This is a genomic window from Thalassotalea algicola (assembly GCF_012932965.1).
Classification (GTDB): domain Bacteria; phylum Pseudomonadota; class Gammaproteobacteria; order Enterobacterales; family Alteromonadaceae; genus Thalassotalea_F; species Thalassotalea_F algicola.
This window is the reverse complement of sequence record NZ_JABBXH010000002.1, coordinates 95,379-117,633: the sequence shown is the minus strand read 5'-3', so window position 1 is coordinate 117,633 and position 22,255 is coordinate 95,379. Positions and strand designations below refer to the sequence as shown.

Sequence of the window (22,255 nt, the reverse complement as noted above, 5' to 3'; positions counted from 1 at the left end):
GGCAAGTCTACTTTAATAATTGCTGAGCAATACCGGTATTAATATCGATATCGCTATTCCCTTTACGACCGTAACTTTTATTTACCCTTAATCTTAATACGTTACAGGTAAATATTTGAACTGATGACGCCGACCTTGAATGAGGACAATCAGGTTCAAGGCCATATGGATTATTGGCAATATCTACATTTGCTTCATTAATATCATCTTTATTTGTTACGTCAGCGATAACATTGATACCTTCGTTGCCACCTTCTGAATATTTTACTATCGGTTGTGCAAAATTATTGTCACCCGAATCGGCAGTAACTTGCCCTTCAATAATCTCGTCAACAGCGCTAATAGCTTCTTGTGTGGCAATCAATTTATCTTGACTTGCACCAGACATTTTCATATCGGTAGTGCTATTTTGCATCAAAGCCCCAGCCACTCCAGTCAATGCAACAAGGAAAACTAACGAAACAACTAAAACTACGCCTTGCTGATTATAGCGTGGCGAATATATTCTATTTAAGGTGGCCATTCATCAACTCTCGCATTAAATAAGGTAACTGTTGAACTAAAAAGTAAGCGACGATAATTATCGTTAAACGTCAAAGCAAGATCTCCTAATTGATAAGTATTTTTATTTTCATACTTCCTATCAGGGTGGACATCTCTGGCTAGTACATAAATTTTTACCGCTAATATATTAGTACTATTACCATTATTCCAAAACAAATCGGATACATTGTCCGCTGAAATAAACGCATTAACTACGCCATCATCATCACTATCAACGCCATACATAAATCGAATAACTTCAATACCATCAATAACAGGCGCACCAGTCATAGTTGTCGTTAATTGTCTTCGCATAAGCACTGGAACAGTCTCAGTTCCAACACTTTCTTCTCTAACATAATAGACATGATGTCGATACTGCCACGTATTGCTGTTTTCAATATTTGGCGTAGCGCCACCGCCTAAAAAAAATGCTGCAGTTGTTAAATTACTAGTAAAATAATAGTTACCTGCTGGAGCTACAGGAAGTGCAGGAGGGACAGAAGGTAGAGGAAAAGCAGTTACACGTTTTAACTGAATAATATCTGAATTAACTTTCGCATCGGTAATACAACCCATATGGCTGGCTTGTGTAGCAGTCATTCCCCATAAAGTGCGAAAATGTCCGACGGCACTAGGGAATGAGCCATTATTTGACCCACCACCAGTGCACTCACCAACGGGAGCTCCAGGTGAAGCAGCCATTAAATTAGTCGCATCCAATGTGCCTGGGTAGTCACCCCAGAAATTTTGCATCATTAAATCATTTGATAACATACTAATAGCAAAACGGCCATTTTCCTGAACCGCGCCATAACTTGATGTCTCTGCTGTTGTCGTTCTAAGTCCAACGAAAATACTCATAACACCCGCAAACAGCACTAAGCCTATTGCCAATGAAATAAAAATTTCTATCAGGGTAAAACCTGAATGTTTCTTGCTAAGCATATTAATAAATGAATGCCTCAACTACGATTTGCCGACGCTTGTCACTCGCGTCACCACAATTCTCACTAGCTCCATCAGAAGTTTTTTCCCTACCTTCCCAACTAATTACAACATCAACTTGGTTACCTGCAACAGTAATGCAACCCGTTGTTTCCACTAGGCCGCTTGCATTGTTAGTTACATTTCCGCCTATTAATGCTTGCTCCCACTCATACACATCGTGAAGTGCAAGCTGTGCTGCATTGCAAAAGTTATTTTCATCACAAACTTGCACAGGTGCGGTTCCATCGCCGTACGTACCACTATAGGCAGCTAAGCTTGCAAAATTATTATTGCGCATTCGCTCGAGAATATCCTGAGCTAAGCTCGATGCCAAAGAACGTTGCATTGCATCAAAACTTGCTTTTTTGGCAGACGCCTGCATCGCAACCGCACCAAGAATTCCTGTAACGATTATAAAAAGTGCAACGAGCACTTCGATAAATGTCATGCCTTTCTGCTTTGAGCTCATCTAGAAACCTCATAACAAGATGAATCGAAAGGATAAGTATAGAGTTTTTGGCACAGAAAAGGGAAGAGGCGATTTATTAAGAAAATAAATACCTTAAGGCCAACATATGTGTTAAATATCACCATAGTGAACTGCATTAACCCATACCTATATCCATATAATGGGTAGCTTGTGAAATACTCACTACACAGTTACTACCCACGGTTGCTTTTAAAGTTACTAGCAAATCCGAAACTGCGATCGAATAAAAATAACGCTGATTAACTTTTGTCCATCTTTAAGACTAACGCAATTCTGCGGGAACGGCAAATACAATATTCTCTTCTCGCCCTGGATGTTCGCTAACCTCATGTCCACCAAGGGATTTAAGTTTGTCTATCACTTGTTTTACCAGCACTTCAGGAGCTGATGCGCCTGCGGTAACACCGACAGATTCAACACTTGCTAACCAAGACTCATCAATATTTTCAGCGGTATCGATTAAGTATGAAGTAGTACCTATTTTATCAGCAAGTTCACGCAAACGATTGGAATTAGAGCTGTTCTTTGCACCGACGACTAACATTAAGTCTACTTGTGAAGCGATCGCCCTAACCGCATCTTGACGATTTTGTGTCGCGTAGCAAATATCATCTTTACGCGGTCCCTCTATGGCAGGGAATTTTTGTCTCAATGCGTCGATTACATCGCTAGTATCATCGACCGATAACGTCGTTTGGCTACAGTAATAAAGTTCATCAGAATTTTTCACATTTAGAGATGTAACATCATCTGGCGATTCCACTAAATAAATACCGCCTTCAGTACTATCATACTGGCCCATAGTTCCTTCAACTTCAGGGTGACCGGCATGACCAATTAAGACACACTCCACTCCCTTGCGGCTAGCACGAGATACTTCCATATGTACTTTAGTAACCAAAGGGCAAGTGGCATCAAATACCTTTAAACCGCGACTTTTAGCTTCTTCTCTAACCGCTTTAGACACCCCATGCGCGCTAAAGATTACCGTAGCGTCATCTGGCACCTCATGCAGCTCATCAACAAAAACTGCTCCGCGATCTTTCAAGCCATTAACAACAAACTTGTTGTGGACTACTTCATGACGCACATATATTGGTGCATCGAATAAATCTAACGCTCTATCAACAATACTAATTGCTCTGTCTACGCCAGCGCAAAAGCCTCGTGGATTTGCTAAGATAATTTCCATCGTCGTACCTATTTTACTTCCACCACATCAATCACAAAAGTGACATCTTGACCAGCTAATGGGTGATTAAAATCAACTGTTACAGAGCCACCAGAAACTTCAATGATCATTCCTGGTAACTCAATACCGCCTGGTTGTGTGAAGGTAACTATGCTACCTACTTCAGCAGGGGTATCAGCACCAAACTTAGTAATATCAACATAATGGATATTATCAGGGTTCTTTTCACCAAAGGCATCTTTCGCACATAAAGTGAACTCTTTCGTTTGGCCTGCTGTCATGCCCAACAACTCTGCTTCAAAAGCAGGCGATATGCTTTCATCGCCCATATTAATTACAGCAGGTTTATTATTTACTTTGGTGCTATCAGCAGCTGAGCCGTCTGAAAGCTTCATTGTTATGTGAGCAACAATGCTCGAATTTGAATTAATTTGAGTCATAAAATTTACTTCTTAGAATCTGTAGATTCATTAGTAAATGAATCATAAATCATTAGTGCAGCGCCAATAAATATTACAGAGTCTGCAACATTGAACGCTGGCCAGTGAGCTGTACCCACATAAAAATCAAGAAAGTCAATTACGTAACCTAGCAGCACTCGATCAATTAAGTTACCTATTGCACCACTTAACATTAACGCAAAACCTATACCTAGTACCTTGTTTGAAGCTGGCGTTTTCGCTAACCAATAAGTAAACAAGCCGCTGGCAAGCGCAGCAATAATGGCAAAAAACCAGCGCTGCCAACCGCCTTGATCTGCTAGAAAGCTAAATGCAGCGCCAGTATTATGTGTATAAAACAAGTTAAAATACGGCATTACGGGTAACGTTTCATACAATTCAAACGTACCTGCTACCCAATGTTTAGTAACTTGGTCAAGAATTAAAAATAATATGGTCAGCCAAAGCCACTTTAATGCTGAACCTGAAAAATCAATTTTCACTATAACAATCTCAATTAAATATTTAATCGTGTTTTTATGAAAATAAACCGCTTTTTACAGCGGTTTATTTAAATGGTTTACTTAGATAATCCAGTTATGCAAACTGCCTTTGTTCACCTTCGCCATCGACGTTGGTTACACAACGACCACAAAGCTCTGGATGCGCTTCAATCGCACCGACATCATCAGTAAAGTGCCAACAACGATCACATTTACTACCTGACGATTGAGCTACAGATAACCATAAGCCATCTACTTCAGTGTCTATTGCATTTTCAGGTTTAGCGTCAACAATCACAACGTTTGCTCCAGAGGTGATTAACACAAAACGCAGTTCATCACCTAGTTGAGTTAACTTATCTGCTAACGCTTTATTTGTGTATAAGGTTACGGTTGCTTCAAGTGCTTTACCCACCGTTTTTTCTTTACGAGCGCTTTCAAGCGCTTTATTCACTTCAGCACGAACTAATAGCAATTCGTTCCAGAAGCCATCACTTAGTTCGCCTAGATTAGTTACGCCATCAATGCCGTCAAACCATATATCAGTAAATACAAACTCATCACGATTACCTGCTGAAGGTACTGGAAGCGCTTGCCAAATTTCTTGAGCCGTAAAAGATAAAATTGGTGCCATCCAGCGAGTCATCGACTCGGCAATCAAGTACATTGCCGTCTGACATGAACGACGAGCGTGACTGTCTGATTTAGCTGTGTACTGGCGATCTTTAATAATATCTAAGTAGAAACCACCTAGTTCAGTCGTACAAAAGTTCATTAATTTATGAACCACTTGATGGAATTCATACTCGTTGTACGCGGTAACAATTTCTTCCTGTAACGCTGCAGCTTTCGCAACAACCCAACGATCAAGGGCTACCATCTCTTCAATAGCAACTGAGTGCTCTGCTGGCACAAAACCATTAATATTGGCTAGTAAGAATCGAGAAGTATTACGAATACGACGATAGGCATCTGCCTGACGCTTAAATATTTCATCAGATACGGTGATTTCTTGCGTGTAGTTAACTGATGCAACCCATAAACGAAGAATATCAGCACCTAACTTATTAGTAATTTGAGCTGGAGTGATCACATTGCCTAAAGATTTAGACATTTTATGACCATTAACATCAACGGTAAAACCATGCGTTAACACTTGGCTATATGGCGCTTTACCATTCATCGCTACTGACGACATCATTGAAGACATAAACCAACCACGATGCTGATCAGAGCCTTCTAAATAGAGATCTGCACGACCATCAAACTCTTCTCGAGCATCAACGACTGAGTAATGTGTTACACCAGAATCAAACCACACATCTAGCGTATCTGGTACTTTGACATACTCTTGTGCATCACTACCAATTAGCTCTTCTGCTGATAAATCAAACCAAGCTTGTATGCCTGACTGCTCAACACGTTGCGCTACATCTTCAATAAGCTCAACGCTACGAGGGTGGAGTGCGCCTGTGTCTTTATGAATAAATAACGCAATTGGCACGCCCCAAGTACGTTGGCGAGAGATACACCAATCTGGACGACCTTCTACCATTGATTCAATACGGCTTTGTCCCCAATCAGGAATCCACTGCGTTTTCTTAATTTCTTCAAGCGAGTCAGCACGCAGGTTATTTTTGTCCATGCTGATAAACCATTGCGGTGTTGCACGGAAGATAATTGGTGTTTTATGGCGCCAGCAATGCGGGTAACTATGCTCGTAAGCGTGATGATGCAATAAAGCGCCTTTTTCTTTTAACACGTCAACAACACTAGCATTTGCTTTAAATACGTGTTGTCCTTCAAAAAGCTCTGTTCCTTCAAGGTAAACACCATTAGCACCTACCGGGTTTGCCACTTCTAAATCGTACTGTTTACCAACGACGAAATCGTCAACACCATGACCAGGTGCAGTGTGCACACAGCCTGTACCAGAATCAGTAGTTACGTGCTCACCACAGATAACTGGAACAGTAAAGTCATAGAATGGATGCTGAGCTTTAACAAGCTCTATGTCTTTTCCTTTACAGAAGCCTAATGCATGAAATTTTTCAATGCCAAATCGATCCACACAATCTTGAACAAGATCTGATGCCAAAATCAAACGGAACTTACGACCTTCTTTTTCACACTGAACCAATGTGTACTCAACTTCAGGGTGAACAGAAACAGCACGGTTTGCTGGCAATGTCCATGGAGTAGTTGTCCAGATAACTACAGATATATCACCTTCACCAGCATGATTTTCAGGGTGAGAGAATTTATCAGCAACCGTTTCATCAATCACCTTAAAGGCAACATCGATGGCAGGAGATTGCTTATCTTTATATTCAACTTCAGCTTCGGCTAATGCAGAACCACAGTCTGTACACCAGTGAACTGGTTTGAAACCTTGTTGTAGATGGCCATTCTCTGCAATTTTTCCTAACGCACGAATAATATTTGCTTCGGTATCGAAGTTCATCGTTAAATAAGGTTTTTCCCAATCTCCGAACACACCTAGGCGTTTAAAGTCTTCGCGTTGACCATTGACTTGTTTCGCCGCATAGTCGCGACACTTTTGACGAAATTCAGCAGCAGATACTTTATGTCCAGGCTTGCCTACTTTCTTTTCCACCATAAGTTCAATTGGCAAACCATGACAGTCCCAACCTGGTACATATGGCGCATCAAAGTCTGACAAGGTTTTAGATTTAACAATGATATCTTTTAAAATTTTGTTTACCGAGTGACCTAAATGAATATCACCGTTTGCATATGGAGGACCGTCATGCAGAATGAATGACTTTTTACCCTTCTTAGCAGCACGAATTTTTCCATATAAGCCTTTCGCAGCCCAATCTTTTAACATTTGAGGTTCGCGATTTGCCATATTTCCTTTCATAGGAAAAGCCGTATCTGGCAAATTTAGGGTATGTTTGTAATCACTCATTTATTTCGTTATCCGTTGAATCAATATTTACTAGTTAAGTAACGATAATTATTTTATTTGTTCAAGATAGCGTTGCGCTTGCTCGCTATCTTTTTGAATTTGTTCAGTAAGCTCAGTTAAGCTTTCAAATTTTTTCTCAGCTCTTATTTTTTCCAAAAGTACCACTTCTATCGCTTCACCATAAATATCATTGGCAAAGTTAAAAATATGAACTTCTAATTGTTGTCTTATACCTGCAACAGTTGGTCTAGCACCAATATTGGCCACCCCGTAAAATTTACCACATCCAGTCACAACTTGTACTACATAAACTCCGGAAACTGGTGAAACTCTCCGTTTCAATTTTACATTGGCTGTTGGAAAACCTAATTGTCGACCTCGTTTGTCGCCATGAAACACTCTGCCATGTATCGAATAAGGTCTACCTAACATAGTTTTTGCATCTGCTAAGCGATCTTGCTCTAATGCCTGTCGAATTTCAGTACTGCTAATTCGACATTCTTCAAGCTTATAACTTGCGGTATCCGACACACCAAAATTAAACTGTTCGCCTGCTTGGCATAACATCTCGAAATTACCAGTACGATTTTTCCCAAAGTGAAAATCATCCCCAATAATTAAGTGTTTGATACCCAACTGACGCACTAACAATTGCTCAATAAAATGTTGTGCAGTTAAATTGGCAAAATCTCGATTAAAATTGACACAAATTAAACGCTCAACACCTAACTCTTGCAACAACGCATACTTATCACGTAAACGCGTCAGCCTTGCCGGAGCCGTTTCTGGGCTAAAAAGCTCCTGCGGTTGAGGTTCAAAAACCATTACCGCGGGCACGCAGTTTAGCACCTTTGCCTTTTCAATTAATGCAGATATAACGCGACGGTGCCCTAAATGTACACCATCAAAATTACCAATAGTTAATACGCAACCATGGTCGGCTGCTTTGATATTGTGTATTCCGCGAACTAACTGCATTCGAATGATAAAAACCTTGCCCAAACTAAACGCCAGGCTTTGTGCAAATAAAAAACCGACGAATTATATATTAGTCTGAACAAAGAATCAGCCCTTAGCGCGTAATATTCGTGCTCTTTTTCTCTACTTTAAAGTCATCTATGCGTATACCTAAGGTAAATAGCACAACAAAATAAATTCCAACCCCTAACGCTATATAACTAAACACCTTAATTGTCAGTTCACTTAGCGAGTACGTTAGCCATTGCTCAAAGTTAGGCGTAACTTGGTACACACTAATTGCCATAATACCTGCAGCAACGATGAGCTTTACAATATATTGCTTAGTTGTCTTTGATAACTGAAAAACTTCATCAGCTTTCAGTCCGCGATAAAGCCAATACGCATTTAACGTTGCAGACATTGTTGTTGCCATTGCAAGACCAACATAACCAAAAAACGGGGCTAACATTAAATTAAACACCATATTTGCCACCATTGCTTTGATACCAATTTTTACTGGCGTTTTCGTATCTTGCCTCGAATAAAATCCTGGTGCCAAAATCTTAATAAACATGAAACTGACTAACCCTGCCAAATATGCATATAGTGCATAAGAGACCTGCATCACGTCAGTTTGCGTAAATTCACCACGCATAAACAACAACATTATGATTGGCTGAGCCAATACCATTAGGCCAGCAAGCGCAGGCATTCCCATTAAAGAAACAACACGCAGCCCCCAGTCGATAGTGGCTGAGAACTCTTGTTTATTATCCCTTGCATGTAAACCAGAAAGGCTTGGCAAAATAACTGTCGCGATACCAATACCAAATAACCCTAAAGGAAACTCCAATAATCTGTCTGCATAGTACAGCCAACTAATCGAACCAGTGACTAAAAAACTAGCGATCAAGGTATCTAATAACAAATTAATTTGTGTCACAGAAACACCAAATAATGCAGGCACAATTAATTTGCGTATTTTGCTAACGCCTTTTGAGTGCCACGCCCACTTGGGCTTAACGAGCACTCCTGCTCGATATAAAAAAGGGATTTGAAAGAGGAACTGTACTAAACCACCGAAAAATACGCCCCATGCTAAAGCATAAGCGGGTAGTTCAAGTAGCGGAGTTAAATAAATAGCACATGCGATAATACAAACATTCAGCAATACTGGCGTAAAGGCGGCTACTGCAAATTTACCCAAAGTATTTAAAATAGCTCCAGCAAGCGCAGTTAAACTAATAAACCAAAGGTAAGGAAAAGTGATTTTCAATAAGCTCGATGCTAGCAAAAACTTGTCAGCTTGAGGTCCATCATTAAACCAATCTAGAAACCAACCAAAACCAAATAAAGCAACAATTACAGGAGAGGCAATCATGCCTACTAATGTAACTAATGAAATAACGACGCCTAAAGTTCCTGATACTTGTGCAATAAGTTTTCGCGTCTCGTTGGTACCATTTTGTTCATCTTGAGCTTGATATTCACTTAGTACAGGCACAAAAGCTTGAGCAAACGCTCCTTCTGCAAATAAGCGCCTTAAAAAATTAGGAATTTTATTGGCAAAGAAAAAAACATCGGCACCAGCACCTGTTCCCATTACATTAGCAATAACGACATCTCGCACTAATCCTAGTACTCGTGATATCATAGTCATCGCGCTAACAATAATGCCTGACTTGATTAACTTTTTACTCACCGTTTAACCAACTGTTATCTCTGCAAACAAATATTATGACGGTAACTCAAAGTCTTAAACAAGTAGATAATGCCTATATTGAGCATTAATTTTCATATTATTTTGGCACCACAAGCTCATTTATCGAATCAGGTTACAGATTATTTATTAAAATAATCACTAAACCATTTGACAATTACGCAGAAAACAGGCATATTTCGTCGCCTTAAATTTAGGCTATATTTTATCATATTTAGGAGTTCACCTTGGCTAACTCAAAGCAAGCTAAGAAACGTGCGGTACAATCTGAAAAGCGCCGTCAAAACAATGCAAGCCGTCGTTCAATGATGCGCACTTTAGTTAAAAAAGTAATCGCTGCAATTGAAGCCGGTGACAAAGAATTGGCAACAAAAGAACTAGCAGCTGCTCAACCGATCTTAGATCGTTACGCAACTAAAGGTCTTATCCACAAAAACAAAGCTGCTCGTAACAAGAGTCGCTTAAATGCTGCTATCCAAGCACTGTAATTTGTTTTTGTAAGTTCTTTGAAAAACCGGCTTAATCGCCGGTTTTTTTATGTTCAAAAGCCTAACCTATCACTTTAGTGGCACTTGCACTTATAGTTATTTTTCTCTACGCTCTAGCCGTCTAATAAAATGAGAAGAACACTATGAGATTTAGCAAAATTGCTGCAGTCGTCCTAATGGCCACAACTGCACTTACCGCCTGTGGTGAAAAACAACACACAACTCAACAAACTCCATCTTTAGTCGAAAACTATGAAAGTCGTTTAGATATATACAAAACAGTTACCTTGAGTGCTGATTTAAGCCATTTATCTGACAATCAAAAACAAATGCTTTCATTGCTAATTGATGCTTCCAAAATTATGGATGATTTGTTTTGGAAACAAGCATTTGGTCAAAGCAAAGCTGAATTTTTAGCAAGTATCGCTGATCCAAAAGTTAAGACATTTGCTGATATCAATTACGGCCCTTGGGATCGCTTAGACGGCGATAAAGTATTTCTTTCAGGCTTCGATAAAAAATCTCACGGTGCTCAATTCTATCCGGCGGACATGACAAAAGCTGAATTTGAACAAGCTAAAGTTAACGACAAACAAGGTTTATACTCTGTAATCCAACGTGATAGTAATGGCGAATTAACATCGATTGCATATTCTGAAATTTACAGTGATGAGATAAACCGTGCCGCAGCAATATTAGAAAAGGCCGCGACATTTGCTGATAACAAGGATTTTGCTAACTATCTAACAATGCGCGCTAAAGCACTTCGAACCGATGAATATCAAGCGTCAGATTTTGCTTGGATGGACATGAAAACCAATCCAATCGACGTAGTAATAGGCCCAATTGAAACCTATGAAGATCAGCTATACGGTTACCGTGCAGCATTTGAATCTTACGTACTAATCAAAGATTTATCCTGGAGTGAGCGATTAGCAAAATATGCCGCTTACTTGCCTGAATTACAAAAAGAACTACCTGTTGCTAAAAAGTATAAGCAAGAAACACCAGGCTCAGATGCCGATCTAAACGCATATGATGTTATTTATTATGCAGGTCACTCTAACGCTGGCAGCAAAACTATCGCTATCAATTTACCAAACGATGAAGAAGTTCAACTAGCCAAAGGTACTAGACGTCTACAACTTAAAAATGCGATGCGCGCTAAGTTTGATGCCATTATGCTACCGATTGCCGAGGAACTTATCGTGCCAGAGCAACGCAAGCATGTAACCTTTACTGGCTTCTTTGCTAATACAATGTTCCATGAAGTAGCTCACGGTTTAGGTATCAAAAACACGATTAATGACAAAGGCACCGTTCGCCAAGCATTAAAAGAACATGCCTCAGCACTTGAAGAAGGTAAAGCTGACGTACTAGGGCTGTATATGGTTAAACAGTTACTAGCTAAAGGCGCAATTACTGAAGGTGTCTTAGAAGATTATTACGTAACATTCATGGCAGGTATTTTCCGTTCTGTTCGATTTGGCGCTAGTTCCGCTCATGGTAAAGCAAACATGGTTCGTTTTAATTACTTCCAAGAGCAAGGTGCATTTAGCCGTAATGAACAAGGCCAATACAGCGTAGACATGGATAAAATGACTGCTGCAATTGACTCTTTGTCTGAATTAATACTTACACTTCAAGGTAATGGCGACTATCAAGGTGTCGACCAGCTTGTGCTAGAAAAAGGTCTTATTAAACCAGGTCTGGCTGCAAGCCTTGCAAAACTAGAAGAAGCTAATATTCCTGTGGACATTGTTTTCGATCAAGGTAAACAGGTGCTTGGTCTGAAATAATCTATTGGTATTCACCTATTAAAGGCCGAAGCACTGCTTCGGCCTTTTTTTGCTCTTTTAGCAACAAGATTCAATTATTTCTCGCAACTTAGCTTCATTTTCGCTATAAAATCATTATAAGGTTATTATTAGGTGTATCATGAAAAGCTTTGATTTTATAATTATCGGCGGCGGCTCTGCAGGTTGTACTTTAGCTGGCAAACTATCTGCCAGTGGCCAGTTCCAAGTATGTTTAATTGAAGCGGGTCCAAAAGACAGTTCCCCACTGATCCATACTCCTGTTGGAGTAGTTGAATTAATGAAAAGCCAAAAGTACAACTGGCTATTCAATTCAGTTCCTGAAAAAACACAAAATCAACGACAAATATTCAATCCAAGAGGTAAAACACTTGGTGGTAGTAGCTCTATAAACGCTATGTTATATATTCGCGGCCAAAAAGAAGATTATGATACTTGGCGCGATTTAGGTAATGAAGGTTGGGGCTACGACGATGTGCTACCTTATTTTAAAGCAACCCAAAACCAAGAACGCGGTGAAAATGAATATCACGGTGTTGGTGGACCGCTAAATGTCGCGGAGTCTCGCTCTAAGTTACCTGTTTTTGATCGCTTTATCGATGCTGCTATCAATGCCGGTTACCCTGCAAACAATGATTTCAATGGCTCAACACAAGAAGGCGTTGGCTACTTTCAGGTCACCCAAAAAGACGGTATGCGCTGTAGCGCTGCTAAAGCTTTTTTAACACCAAACTTAGACCGAAAAAACTTAACGGTGATAACTGACGCATTAGTTGAGAAAGTATTAGTAGAAGATAAAAAAGCCGTTGGCGTTCAATTTAAAACTAAACAGAAAACTCGACAACTATTCGCAAATAAAGAAGTAATATTAAGTGCAGGCGCATTTAACTCACCACAAATTTTGATGCTTTCCGGCATTGGGCCTAAAGAAGAGCTTGTAAAACATGACATTCCTCTTATACAGGAATCACCCGGTGTTGGTCAAAACCTCCAAGAACACGTAGACGTACTTGTTGTAAATGAATACAAAAAAACTGACATCATTGCCTATAGACCTAAAGCCTTAACCAAGCTAATTCCAAGTGCATTAAAATTCTTTACCGAACGTAGTGGTGTTTTAACCAGCGCCGTCGCAGAAGCAGGTGGCTTTATAAAAAGTGATAAGTCACTGGACCGCCCAGATTTGCAAGTTCATTTCATTCCTGCCGCTATGGACGATCACGGTAGAAACATTAAGCTACTATGCCAATATGGTATCGCTATTCATACTTGTTTACTCAGGCCTAAAAGTATTGGCCAAGTCACCTTATTCGGTAAAGCACCACATTTACACCCGAAAATTGAGATTAATATGCTAGATCATCCAGATGATCAGGCATTGATGATCAAAGCAATTAAATGTATGCGCGAAATATTCGCACAACCACCAATTGCACAAGATATTGGCCAAGAGATATTCCCTGGAAACAACTGCACTTCAGATGAAGACATTTTGAAATTTTTAAAGGACAAAGCCAATACTATTTATCACCCTGTAGGCACTTGTAAAATGGGTAGTGATGATATGGCAGTAGTTGACCAAGAACTTAAAGTCCATGGTATCGAAGCGCTACGAGTCATAGACGCGTCTATAATGCCGACCTTAATTAGTGGTAATACAAATGCACCGACCATTATGATCGCCGCCAAAATAGCTGACAGTATCTTACAAACCTATCAATAATTCTAAGCTGATACCCTCAGGCTCAGTTGAATAAAAAGTAGTAGATTTTTTTCAGCCAGACAACTAATTTTACTAGCCCTGAAATAAATTAGAGGAATAGCGGTCTAGTATGCTGTAACTTAATCAGGACTATCATATGATTGCTATTAAATCTAAATTCCCGAAAAGCGCACTAATTTTCCTTGCTTTACTTTCCTTACTTAATATAAAAAGCGTATTAGCTGACCAATATTCACCCAAACAAACCAACAAGATTAAAGCGCCATCGTGGCAGCTCAAGCAACAAAACGGCGAAGTTATTAGTTGGGAAATGTATAAAGGCAAGCCCGTTATTTTACATTTCTGGGCTACTTGGTGCCCATACTGCAAAAAGCTACAACCAAAGTTAGTCGAGTTAGCGGAGCGTTATAAAACCGATAATGTCAGCTTAATTGGAATTAGCTTCAATGAAGATCCTGGTGCTATGCCGCAAAATGTTATTGACGAACGAGGCCATAACTTTGTAACCGCAGTTAATGGTGAGCATATCGCTACCAGTTATGGTGTAGTCGGCACACCAACGACATTTTTCATAAACCGTCATGGTGACGTTATTTTTAAATATACAAGCTCAGATATAAATGATCCTCGACTAGCGCTGGCAATAAAAGAAATGACAAAATGAAACTATTATTCATTTGCTTTTAACATGATATTGCGGCCATAGAGCTTGTATTTAAGCTGTTTACGTTCTCTATTATCATGTGTCCACTCTAACGCTTGGGCAAGCGTGGCTTTTGCTCTATGTTCTTGATCTTTAGACATATAAACTTGATATAAACCAAAATAGGCTTGGTTTACATATGGCGCTAATTCGAGGGTTTTTTTATAGTAACGTTCAGCGTCACGCATTTTGCCTTGATTATGAGCTACATACGCCTGCTCTAACCAACTATATGGGTTTCTATCGTCTAACTTATCTATTTGCTTTCTCAGTGCCAACACCTCTTCTTGACGCTGTTGGCTATTAAGCAAAGTAATATGATTACTCAGCAAAGATAGGTTATCTTCATCAATAGCTCTTGCTGTTTGATAAATTTGCTCTGCAGTTTGTTCATCTCCTGCTCGACGGTGAATAACCGCCATTAAATTAAGCACTTCTGGATTACCGCCGTCAAAGTGATAGGCACGCATGGCGTTGGCGTATGCCACGCTTAGTTGATCCTCCACTAAAGCATCAGATGCAATATTTTTATAATACATAGCGATAAATTGCGGATACCTAAGGTAGCGACTTTTTATATTGCTGGCATTAGGAAAGTAGTCAATCAAAATACCTGAACGTCCTGCTACACTTTTAAGTACTATGTCACTGGGTTCTGGATTAAATAGCTTGGTCTGTAAATGAATAGAAGACAAAATCAGGTTATTTTGTTTTTTATAAACCGGTAAAGTAATCACTTCCCGATACCCATACTCAACCCCAACGAGCTTAGCTAACGCAGTTGTTAAAATAGCTAAACTCATACAATTCCCTTTTTCTTGGCCTAATGCTTGAGACGCGGCTAATGTTTCACCGTAATAAGAAAAATTCGTTAAATGCTTAAGCAAATAGTCACTAATCGCTTCGTGTTTAAGTTTTCCTTTTGAGATTTCTTTATTAAAATAAGCAAAAAAATTAGATTGTTGCGAAGGGGTTAAATAAAAAAGTTCTGCTTCTGAAGTTACAGAAACTTCTGTTGTATCAAATATTTGGTGATTAATTGGTATTGATACTGCTGGAGGTTGTTCAGCAAGCTTCTGATAACTACAACCACTGACAACTAATGTCATCAATACCAGTAAAATTAATCGCATATAAACTCCTTCTACGCAGAACTTCCAATGCTTATTTATTAAAAGTAGCGTTAACATCCAATAATGTCTACTAAATTCTTCGTATGTAAATTACTGCAAAAGCTATTGCTATTCGCAGGAAGAACTCGCTATAGTTTTGAAAGTACTATAGGGAGTGTATATGTTTGATAAAAACCGTCGACACGGCTCATTTGAAATAAAATGTGAAGGAAATACATTAATCGTTGACGCACAAGGCCCTTTCAATAAAGAAACCATACAAGATTACCAACTCGCTCTAACTGCCGCTATAGATCAAATGAATGATTCAAGTTGGCAACAAATCATCATAATGCGTGAAGAAAGCATCTTTACGCCAGAAGCATTAGAGCAAATGTATGCAGTAACCCACTACCGAAAGTCACGTGGCCTTAACTTTTCGGCTATCGTTTTTGTCCAATCAAGCGCTCGTACGTTAATCGAACATCAATTACAAAATATTTATTGTGAGGTTGGTATTGAGCATCAGTTCTTTGATGATTATGACGAAGCAAAAGATAAGATTAAACAACTAGAAGCCACTGCGTGCTAATTGTTAGTTATAGATTAGAAATAGCAAATAAAAAACGCCAGCAAAGCTGACGTTTTTACTTCTAAATGACTTAAGGTTTATATCATAAACTCTTCTTCATCGTGCGCCATCATCGAGTCTGCACCATTTTCGATACAAGCCGCATGGCCATGAATTCTCGGCAATATACGAGCAAAATAGAAACGAGCTGTCTTAATTTTCGCTTCGTAGAATGCTTTTTCATCTGTACCTTCAGCTAGTTTGTCAAAAGCTACTTTAGCCATTTTAGCCCAGAAGTAAGCAAGTGTTAGATAACCTGAATACATTAAGTAATCAACCGATGCAGCACCTATTTCATTTGGATTTTTCATCGCTTTCATGCCAATTTCTTGTGTCATCTTTTGCCAGTTAGGTGCAATAGTGATCATTGGCTTTATGAATTCACTCATTTGTTCATCAGTGATAGTTTGAGTACAAAACTCTGTGACTTCAGCTGCAAATGGTTTAATTAACTCACCTTTTGAACCGAGAATCTTACGTGCTAATAAATCTAACGCTTGAATACCTGTTGTACCCTCATATAGACAGCTGATCTTAGTATCGCGCATTAGCTGCTCCATGCCCCATTCCTTGATGAAACCATGGCCACCATATACCTGAACACCGTGACTAGTACACTCTAAGCCAAGTTCAGTTAGAAATGCTTTAGCAATTGGCGTTAATAACGCAAGCTTACTATTTGCTTCTGCTACTTGTGCAGGGTCTGTACCAACTTCAACGATATCAACTAACTGGCCTAAATAACTATTTAATGCACGTCCACCTTCAGCAATAGACTTTTGAGTCAGTAGCATACGGCGAACATCAGGATGAACAATAATTGGATCTGCGGGGCCTGATGGATTCTTAGGGCCTGTTAACGAACGCATTTGAAGGCGATCTTTAGCATAAGCCAACGCCCCTTGGAAAGAAGCTTCTGCTGCTGCAACACCTTCATTCGCCACACCTAAACGTGCCGCATTCATAAAAGTAAACATGCAATTTAGACCACGATTTACTTCACCAATTAAGTACCCTTTCGCGCCGTCAAAGTTAATAACACAAGTAGCATTCGCATTGATACCCATCTTATGTTCGATAGAGCCACAAGTTACACCATTGCGCTCAGCTTTTTCACCATCTGCAGTAACGTTGAATTTAGGGACAATAAATAATGAAATGCCTTTGGTACCTTCAGGCGAGCCTGGAATTCGAGCAATAACAATATGAACAATATTGTCAGATAAGTCATGCTCACCTGCTGAAATGAAAATCTTTGTACCTGTCAACGAATAGCTGCCATCTTCATTAGCTTCAGCTTTTGTACGTAACATGCCTAAATCTGTACCACAATGAGGTTCAGTTAAACACATTGTACCTGTCCAAGTACCTTCGACTAACTTAGGCATAAACATGGCTTTTTGTTCTTCAGTACCATGAGCATCCAATGTTGCCAAAGCGCCATGGCTTAAACCAGGGTACATTGCAAAACTATGGTTAGCTGCCGAGCTAAATTCACCAATAGCAGTATTCAATGAATGAGGTAAACCTTGACCGCCAAATTCGATTGGTTGTGATAAAGTAGGCCAACCACCTTCAACATATTGTTGATAGGCTTCTTTAAAGCCATCAGGTGTCGTGACTTCACCATCATTCCAAGTACAACCTTGTTCATCACCAATTTGGTTAATTGGTGCGATAACTTCTTCGGTGAATTTAGCCGCTTCACCCATGATTGCATCAATCATGTCTGGCGTCGCATCTTCGTAGCCTAATGATTGATAATGGGTCTCACAATCTAACAATTCCTGCATCACGAACTTCATGTCGCGCACTGGTGCGTTATACTCTGGCATTGTTGCTTCCTCAAATTTATATCACCACACTTAAGTGGTCGGACTTGTAGTAATCTCTCGATTAAATCACGTTTCTAGGTATTTTTAAAGTAGAAACCGAGTTCATATGAGCAATATAAATATAGATTATGATTGGTCATTGATCTGCCTCATACAAAAAAGGGGAAGCAATTGCTTCCCCTGTTTCCTTAAAATCTTTTACTCAATCAGTTTATTTCGTTTCAAAATCAGCAAATACCGTTTCAAATGCAGTTTGTTGAAACTTCTTCAAGCCTGTATCTCTAAAATCGATACCAACCTGACTTTTAGCTAAAGCAGTTTTCACAAATGTGCCTGATACAATACGGACATCTAATTCGTCAATTAATTGAATTGCCGCTTCTAATTTAAATCCAACTGGACCACCAGCAAATTTTCCCTTAAGCGCGCGACCTTTAATCACAACCTTCTCAACTTGATAGTCTTCCATTAGCTTTTTAAATGAAAACTGAAATTTCTTCACTTGCTCAGCGTCTCCAGCATCTGTAATTGACAAACGCTGTACACGTAATTGCGGAAGATCATATAAGCCATTTTCCAACGCCATAACACAAACAATTGCATCATTACCTTTAAGCTCTACACCACAAACTCTCATTGAATTAGCCTCTAAATTTTAATGGCGCTATTATGCGCTTCATTACAAACTAAGAACAGCCTTTTGCTGTAATTGCCGACAATTTTTGCCAAATTTCACTAGATTTCAACTGAGGAGATACCTGAACGAATAGTTGTACCTGCTTTTGGTTGGGACACGTTAATTGCTGATAACTAAAGTGTAGTTTTTGCCTTTTGTTGGTCACAAAAGGCTCTAGCCACAAGATACTGCCACTTCCAACCGCTTTACTCCCCTTAATACTAATATCTACTTTTTCACCACCAGCTTGCTGTTGTTTAGCTACGGCTTTGTATAAGCCTTTATAATAGGCTTTCATGTATCTAGATAGCTCACCAATCGTGAGAAAATCTGTACCATCAAATTGCCAAACAAAAACGTATGAGAAAAAGTTAGTGTTGACTGGCTCATACATACCTGGTGCAAAGTAGAGCTCTTCTTCACCAACTAACTTAATTTCTGGAGCAAAGGATAAAGGAAAGGGAATCAATTCATATTTCCACCCCTGTGTTTGTCCTGTCATATACTTCGCACTAATTGTATTGGCTGCGTTTGCCTGCAAATTTAAGAAAGCACAAGCTAGAAAAATCACAGCCAATTTAACAAACAAAACTAACTTCATTAATGTAAACCTACGGTATTTTTCATTGCGTTAAATATTGTTTGAGAGTCGTAACCAATACCAGCTTTATACACTCGCTCAATCTTATTAAGGTCGGCAACATTTATGTGTGGTAAGCCGTTTACCAGCACAAAGTCAGCTCGTTTCCCTACAGCAATTGAACCAATAGTATCGGCCTTACCCAAATACTCTGCGCCATTAGTGGTAGCAATTTTAATTGCTTGCTCAAACGTAAAACCTGCTTCTGTAAGTAATTGAATTGCACGAATATTTGAAAAGCCAGCAATAACACCGCCATAACCCGTTGGATCTGTGCCAACCATTAGATGGCCCCCCATTTCTACAAACAACTTTTCCCAAGCCATTTCTTTTTTCAACAACTTTAACCACACGTCGCTATCACTTTCCTGAATGCGAGACCAATGACCTAAGTACTCGTGTTTAATATCCGTGGTTAATACGTCTAGTGCTTGTTTAGGAGCAATTGGGCGTGACTTAGCAAATGTTTCAAATACCGTTAATGTTGAGGTAATCGCGACATTATTTTTCACTAAATGTTTAATGAGTTTTTTGATTTTTTCATCATCGTTATCCAATGCCAAAATTGACTCAGTTTGCAATTTACCACTTGGACACTCGTTTTCTTTTTTATTGAAAACAAAATCACTTGCTTCTACAAAGCCATGTTCAATGTTGTCAATACCCAAATCAGCTGCTTCTTCAAATGTAATAGAACAAATGTGACCCGTTACTTTTTGGTTATTTTGGTGTGCTAATTTATTCACGCGTGATAACTCGCTTTTACGAATATGCATATACACCTTATAAGAAGAAGCACCTTCAGCAGACCAATAGTTCACCATGCGCTCGGCATCGTCGGCATTTTCTAACGCTTTAATTTTTTTGATTGGAAGCCCTGGTCCATTTAAATACGGAGCGGTTACATCAATGTCAGGTCCGATAGTTTTACCCGCTTGAATAGCTTGATTTAAATTTAAATCGGCATAGGGCTCCGTTGTGCCTGCTGTCCGAATAGTCGTTGCACCACCAGCTAAGTATAGCTTAGGAAAGCTATACACCATTTCGGTATAATTCGCCTTGCCTGTAGGATAAAACATGTGCTCATGCATCATGACAAAACCGGGAGTGAGTGTATAACCTGAAAAGTCATGCACTACATAATCTGCAGACACCTCCTCACTCGCGTTTTCAATGGCAACAATTTTACCGCTCTTAACAAAAATAGCTTTGTTTTTTTGAACTTCGCTACCCGTACCATCAACTAGATTAACGTTGTGTAAAACAAAAGCCTCTTGCTGATCAATAATAAAGTTATCCTTCGCAAAGCAATTAAAGCTAAAAAACGACAATGCCACTAGTTGTAGTATACGAGCAAACACTGTGACTCGACTTAAATTAACAGTTAACATAAACTGCACCTACTTTTATTGTGAATTAAACTACCACGTAATGTATCGGATTTATCCACATATGTAAATCCAGATTCACATTCGTAATGAAGAGCCATGCACAACGATCCGATAATTCAAGCAAAGCAAACCCGGAGTCAACAGACTCAAGACAAACTACTTCAAGCATTAAGTGACTGTTTAAAAGAACAATTTTTTGAGCACATTAGTGTCGCGCAAATAACAGAACGTGCTGGTGTTTCAGTAGGTACTTTCTATCGACGATTTAAAAATAAAGAAGCGCTTTTACCCTTTTTGTACCAAAATTTTGGTATCAAGTTAGATAAATGGGTACAAAAGATGGAGCGAAATACTAAAGACAGCTTAAACGAGCAAGTCGCTTATCTAGTCGAAAAAATGACTAAATTTTTGCAAGAAAACGCAGGGATTTTTAGAACCTTGCACCTTAATGCGAGACTTTATCCTGAAATATTACCAACAAGTAAGCTCAATGAACGTTCTGCTGAATATAATCGAATATCGGCAATATTGATGTTGCACCCAGATGAAATTAATCATCAATGCGCGAAAACAGCCTGTGATATGGCGATATTTGTGTTGATCAGTAACTTAATAGAAAAGATATTGTATAGAGAATTAACACCTGCTCTTGCCTCTCCCATTTCGATAAACGATAACACGGAGCAAATTACTTTAATGATGCAAAGCTATTTAACGGCAAATAACCTAGGCAAAAAATAATGACTAAAGTATGTGTGATAACGGGTGGTAGTTCAGGTATTGGGTTGAGCATTGCTCATAAATTTGTAGCTGAAGGTTATCAAGTATTTAATTTGGATATTCAATCAGGCTCTGCTGGCCAACATATTTTATGTGACATGACTGACGTTTCAGTGGTGAGTAATGCAATAAAAAACATAGGTGAAAAACACGGCATTGATGTATTGGTATCCAACGCAGGGATTCATTATTCAGCTAATATTGAAAACACCAGTGAACAAGCACTCGAACGTGTTTTTAATATCAATGTCAAAGGCGCCTACGCTGCGACTAAGGCTTGTCTACCCTTCATGAAAGCTAAGAAAAATGGCGTTATTATCTACATAGCTAGTGACCAAGCCCTCATTGGTAAGCGAAATTCTTTTGCCTACAACTTATCAAAGTCAGCGCTTGCTTCTATGGCAAAAACAACCGCCTTAGATTACGCAGAGTTCAACATTCGAGCAAATGCTGTTTGCCCTGGCACCATCGAAACACCTCTATATCATAACGCCATAGATAATTATGTTGAAAAGTCAGGGGCTGACAAACAAGACGTTCATCAAGAAGAAGCTAAATTGCAACCCCTTGGCCGGTTAGGTCAACCTGAAGAAGTTGCCGAACTCACTTACTTTTTAGCGTCAGATAACGCCAAATTCATTACCGGTAGCCTTCAGGTCATTGATGGCGGGTACACCGCTCAGTAAATG

At 39.3% G+C, this 22,255-nt stretch carries 21 protein-coding genes; 7 read left to right on the top strand and 14 right to left on the bottom strand.

Annotated features, from left to right (window positions below):
* Positions 1-7 precede the first annotated feature (7 nt).
* The 9 genes from HII17_RS05120 to murJ all read right to left on the bottom strand — a co-directional run bounded on the left by HII17_RS05120 (position 8) and on the right by murJ (position 9,752).
* Positions 8-523: a PilX N-terminal domain-containing pilus assembly protein gene (locus HII17_RS05120; protein ID WP_169074290.1), complete on the bottom strand. Its 516-nt coding sequence runs from the start codon at positions 521-523 to the stop codon at positions 8-10.
* Positions 511-1,491, bottom strand: a complete 981-nt coding sequence (locus tag HII17_RS05115) for a PilW family protein (RefSeq protein WP_169074289.1) — start codon at positions 1,489-1,491, stop codon at positions 511-513. Before HII17_RS05115 ends, HII17_RS05120 begins: the two co-directional genes overlap by 13 nt.
* A 1-nt stretch (position 1,492) precedes the next feature.
* Positions 1,493-2,002: a type IV pilus modification protein PilV gene (gene pilV / locus HII17_RS05110; protein ID WP_169074288.1), complete on the bottom strand. Its 510-nt coding sequence runs from the start codon at positions 2,000-2,002 to the stop codon at positions 1,493-1,495.
* A 283-nt stretch (positions 2,003-2,285) separates the two neighbouring features.
* Positions 2,286-3,215 (bottom strand): 4-hydroxy-3-methylbut-2-enyl diphosphate reductase, encoded by a 930-nt coding sequence (gene ispH, locus HII17_RS05105; RefSeq protein WP_169074287.1) that lies wholly within the window; start codon positions 3,213-3,215, stop codon positions 2,286-2,288.
* An 8-nt stretch (positions 3,216-3,223) separates the two neighbouring features.
* Complete coding sequence (gene fkpB / locus HII17_RS05100; protein WP_169074286.1) at positions 3,224-3,655, bottom strand: FKBP-type peptidyl-prolyl cis-trans isomerase; 432 nt, start codon at positions 3,653-3,655, stop codon at positions 3,224-3,226.
* 5 nt (positions 3,656-3,660) lie between these two features.
* A complete protein-coding gene (lspA, locus tag HII17_RS05095; RefSeq protein WP_328824471.1) occupies positions 3,661-4,158 on the bottom strand; it encodes a signal peptidase II in 498 nt (165 codons plus the stop codon).
* A gap of 94 nt (positions 4,159-4,252) precedes the next feature.
* Complete coding sequence (ileS, locus tag HII17_RS05090; RefSeq protein WP_169074285.1) at positions 4,253-7,090, bottom strand: isoleucine--tRNA ligase; 2,838 nt, start codon at positions 7,088-7,090, stop codon at positions 4,253-4,255.
* A 48-nt stretch (positions 7,091-7,138) separates the two neighbouring features.
* Positions 7,139-8,068 (bottom strand): bifunctional riboflavin kinase/FAD synthetase, encoded by a 930-nt coding sequence (gene ribF, locus HII17_RS05085; RefSeq protein WP_169074284.1) that lies wholly within the window; start codon positions 8,066-8,068, stop codon positions 7,139-7,141.
* Between the two features lie 94 nt (positions 8,069-8,162).
* On the bottom strand, positions 8,163-9,752 hold the full coding sequence (gene murJ, locus HII17_RS05080; RefSeq protein WP_169074283.1) for a murein biosynthesis integral membrane protein MurJ: 1,590 nt from the start codon (positions 9,750-9,752) through the stop codon (positions 8,163-8,165).
* Positions 9,753-9,997: 245 nt separating this feature from the next.
* On the opposite strand from murJ, the gene rpsT reads away from it, so the two are divergent.
* The 4 genes from rpsT to HII17_RS05060 all read left to right on the top strand — a co-directional run bounded on the left by rpsT (position 9,998) and on the right by HII17_RS05060 (position 14,462).
* Positions 9,998-10,258 (top strand): 30S ribosomal protein S20, encoded by a 261-nt coding sequence (gene rpsT / locus HII17_RS05075; protein ID WP_169074282.1) that lies wholly within the window; start codon positions 9,998-10,000, stop codon positions 10,256-10,258.
* Positions 10,259-10,401: 143 nt separating this feature from the next.
* Positions 10,402-12,057 (top strand): dipeptidyl-peptidase 3 family protein, encoded by a 1,656-nt coding sequence (locus HII17_RS05070; RefSeq protein ID WP_169074281.1) that lies wholly within the window; start codon positions 10,402-10,404, stop codon positions 12,055-12,057.
* A gap of 139 nt (positions 12,058-12,196) precedes the next feature.
* Entirely contained in the window at positions 12,197-13,798 is a 1,602-nt protein-coding gene (locus HII17_RS05065; RefSeq protein WP_169074280.1) for a GMC family oxidoreductase, read from the top strand.
* A gap of 136 nt (positions 13,799-13,934) precedes the next feature.
* Complete coding sequence (locus tag HII17_RS05060; RefSeq protein WP_169074279.1) at positions 13,935-14,462, top strand: TlpA family protein disulfide reductase; 528 nt, start codon at positions 13,935-13,937, stop codon at positions 14,460-14,462.
* A gap of 5 nt (positions 14,463-14,467) precedes the next feature.
* On the opposite strand, the gene HII17_RS05055 is transcribed toward HII17_RS05060, so the two are convergent.
* The gene (locus HII17_RS05055; RefSeq protein ID WP_169074278.1) at positions 14,468-15,634 is read right to left on the bottom strand and encodes a hypothetical protein; all 1,167 of its coding nucleotides are present in this window, start codon (positions 15,632-15,634) and stop codon (positions 14,468-14,470) included.
* 160 nt (positions 15,635-15,794) lie between these two features.
* On the opposite strand from HII17_RS05055, the gene HII17_RS05050 reads away from it, so the two are divergent.
* Positions 15,795-16,205 carry a hypothetical protein gene (locus HII17_RS05050; protein ID WP_169074277.1) on the top strand — a complete coding sequence of 137 codons (411 nt, stop codon included), beginning with the start codon at positions 15,795-15,797 and terminating at the stop codon, positions 16,203-16,205.
* Between the two features lie 77 nt (positions 16,206-16,282).
* Here HII17_RS05050 and HII17_RS05045 read toward each other — a convergent pair whose 3' ends face one another.
* The 4 genes from HII17_RS05045 to HII17_RS05030 all read right to left on the bottom strand — a co-directional run bounded on the left by HII17_RS05045 (position 16,283) and on the right by HII17_RS05030 (position 20,786).
* A complete protein-coding gene (locus tag HII17_RS05045) occupies positions 16,283-18,079 on the bottom strand; it encodes an acyl-CoA dehydrogenase C-terminal domain-containing protein (protein ID WP_169074276.1) in 1,797 nt (598 codons plus the stop codon).
* Positions 18,080-18,290: 211 nt separating this feature from the next.
* Positions 18,291-18,716: a DUF3010 family protein gene (locus HII17_RS05040; protein ID WP_169074275.1), complete on the bottom strand. Its 426-nt coding sequence runs from the start codon at positions 18,714-18,716 to the stop codon at positions 18,291-18,293.
* 49 nt (positions 18,717-18,765) lie between these two features.
* The gene (locus HII17_RS05035; RefSeq protein WP_169074274.1) at positions 18,766-19,356 is read right to left on the bottom strand and encodes a hypothetical protein; all 591 of its coding nucleotides are present in this window, start codon (positions 19,354-19,356) and stop codon (positions 18,766-18,768) included.
* Positions 19,356-20,786, bottom strand: a complete 1,431-nt coding sequence (locus HII17_RS05030; protein WP_169074273.1) for an amidohydrolase family protein — start codon at positions 20,784-20,786, stop codon at positions 19,356-19,358. The genes HII17_RS05035 and HII17_RS05030 overlap by 1 nt, the downstream gene beginning before the upstream one ends.
* 96 nt (positions 20,787-20,882) lie before the next feature.
* On the opposite strand from HII17_RS05030, the gene HII17_RS05025 reads away from it, so the two are divergent.
* Positions 20,883-21,527 (top strand): TetR/AcrR family transcriptional regulator, encoded by a 645-nt coding sequence (locus HII17_RS05025; protein WP_169074272.1) that lies wholly within the window; start codon positions 20,883-20,885, stop codon positions 21,525-21,527.
* Entirely contained in the window at positions 21,527-22,252 is a 726-nt protein-coding gene (locus tag HII17_RS05020) for an SDR family NAD(P)-dependent oxidoreductase (RefSeq protein WP_169074271.1), read from the top strand. Before HII17_RS05025 ends, HII17_RS05020 begins: the two co-directional genes overlap by 1 nt.
* Positions 22,253-22,255: the final 3 nt, after the last annotated feature.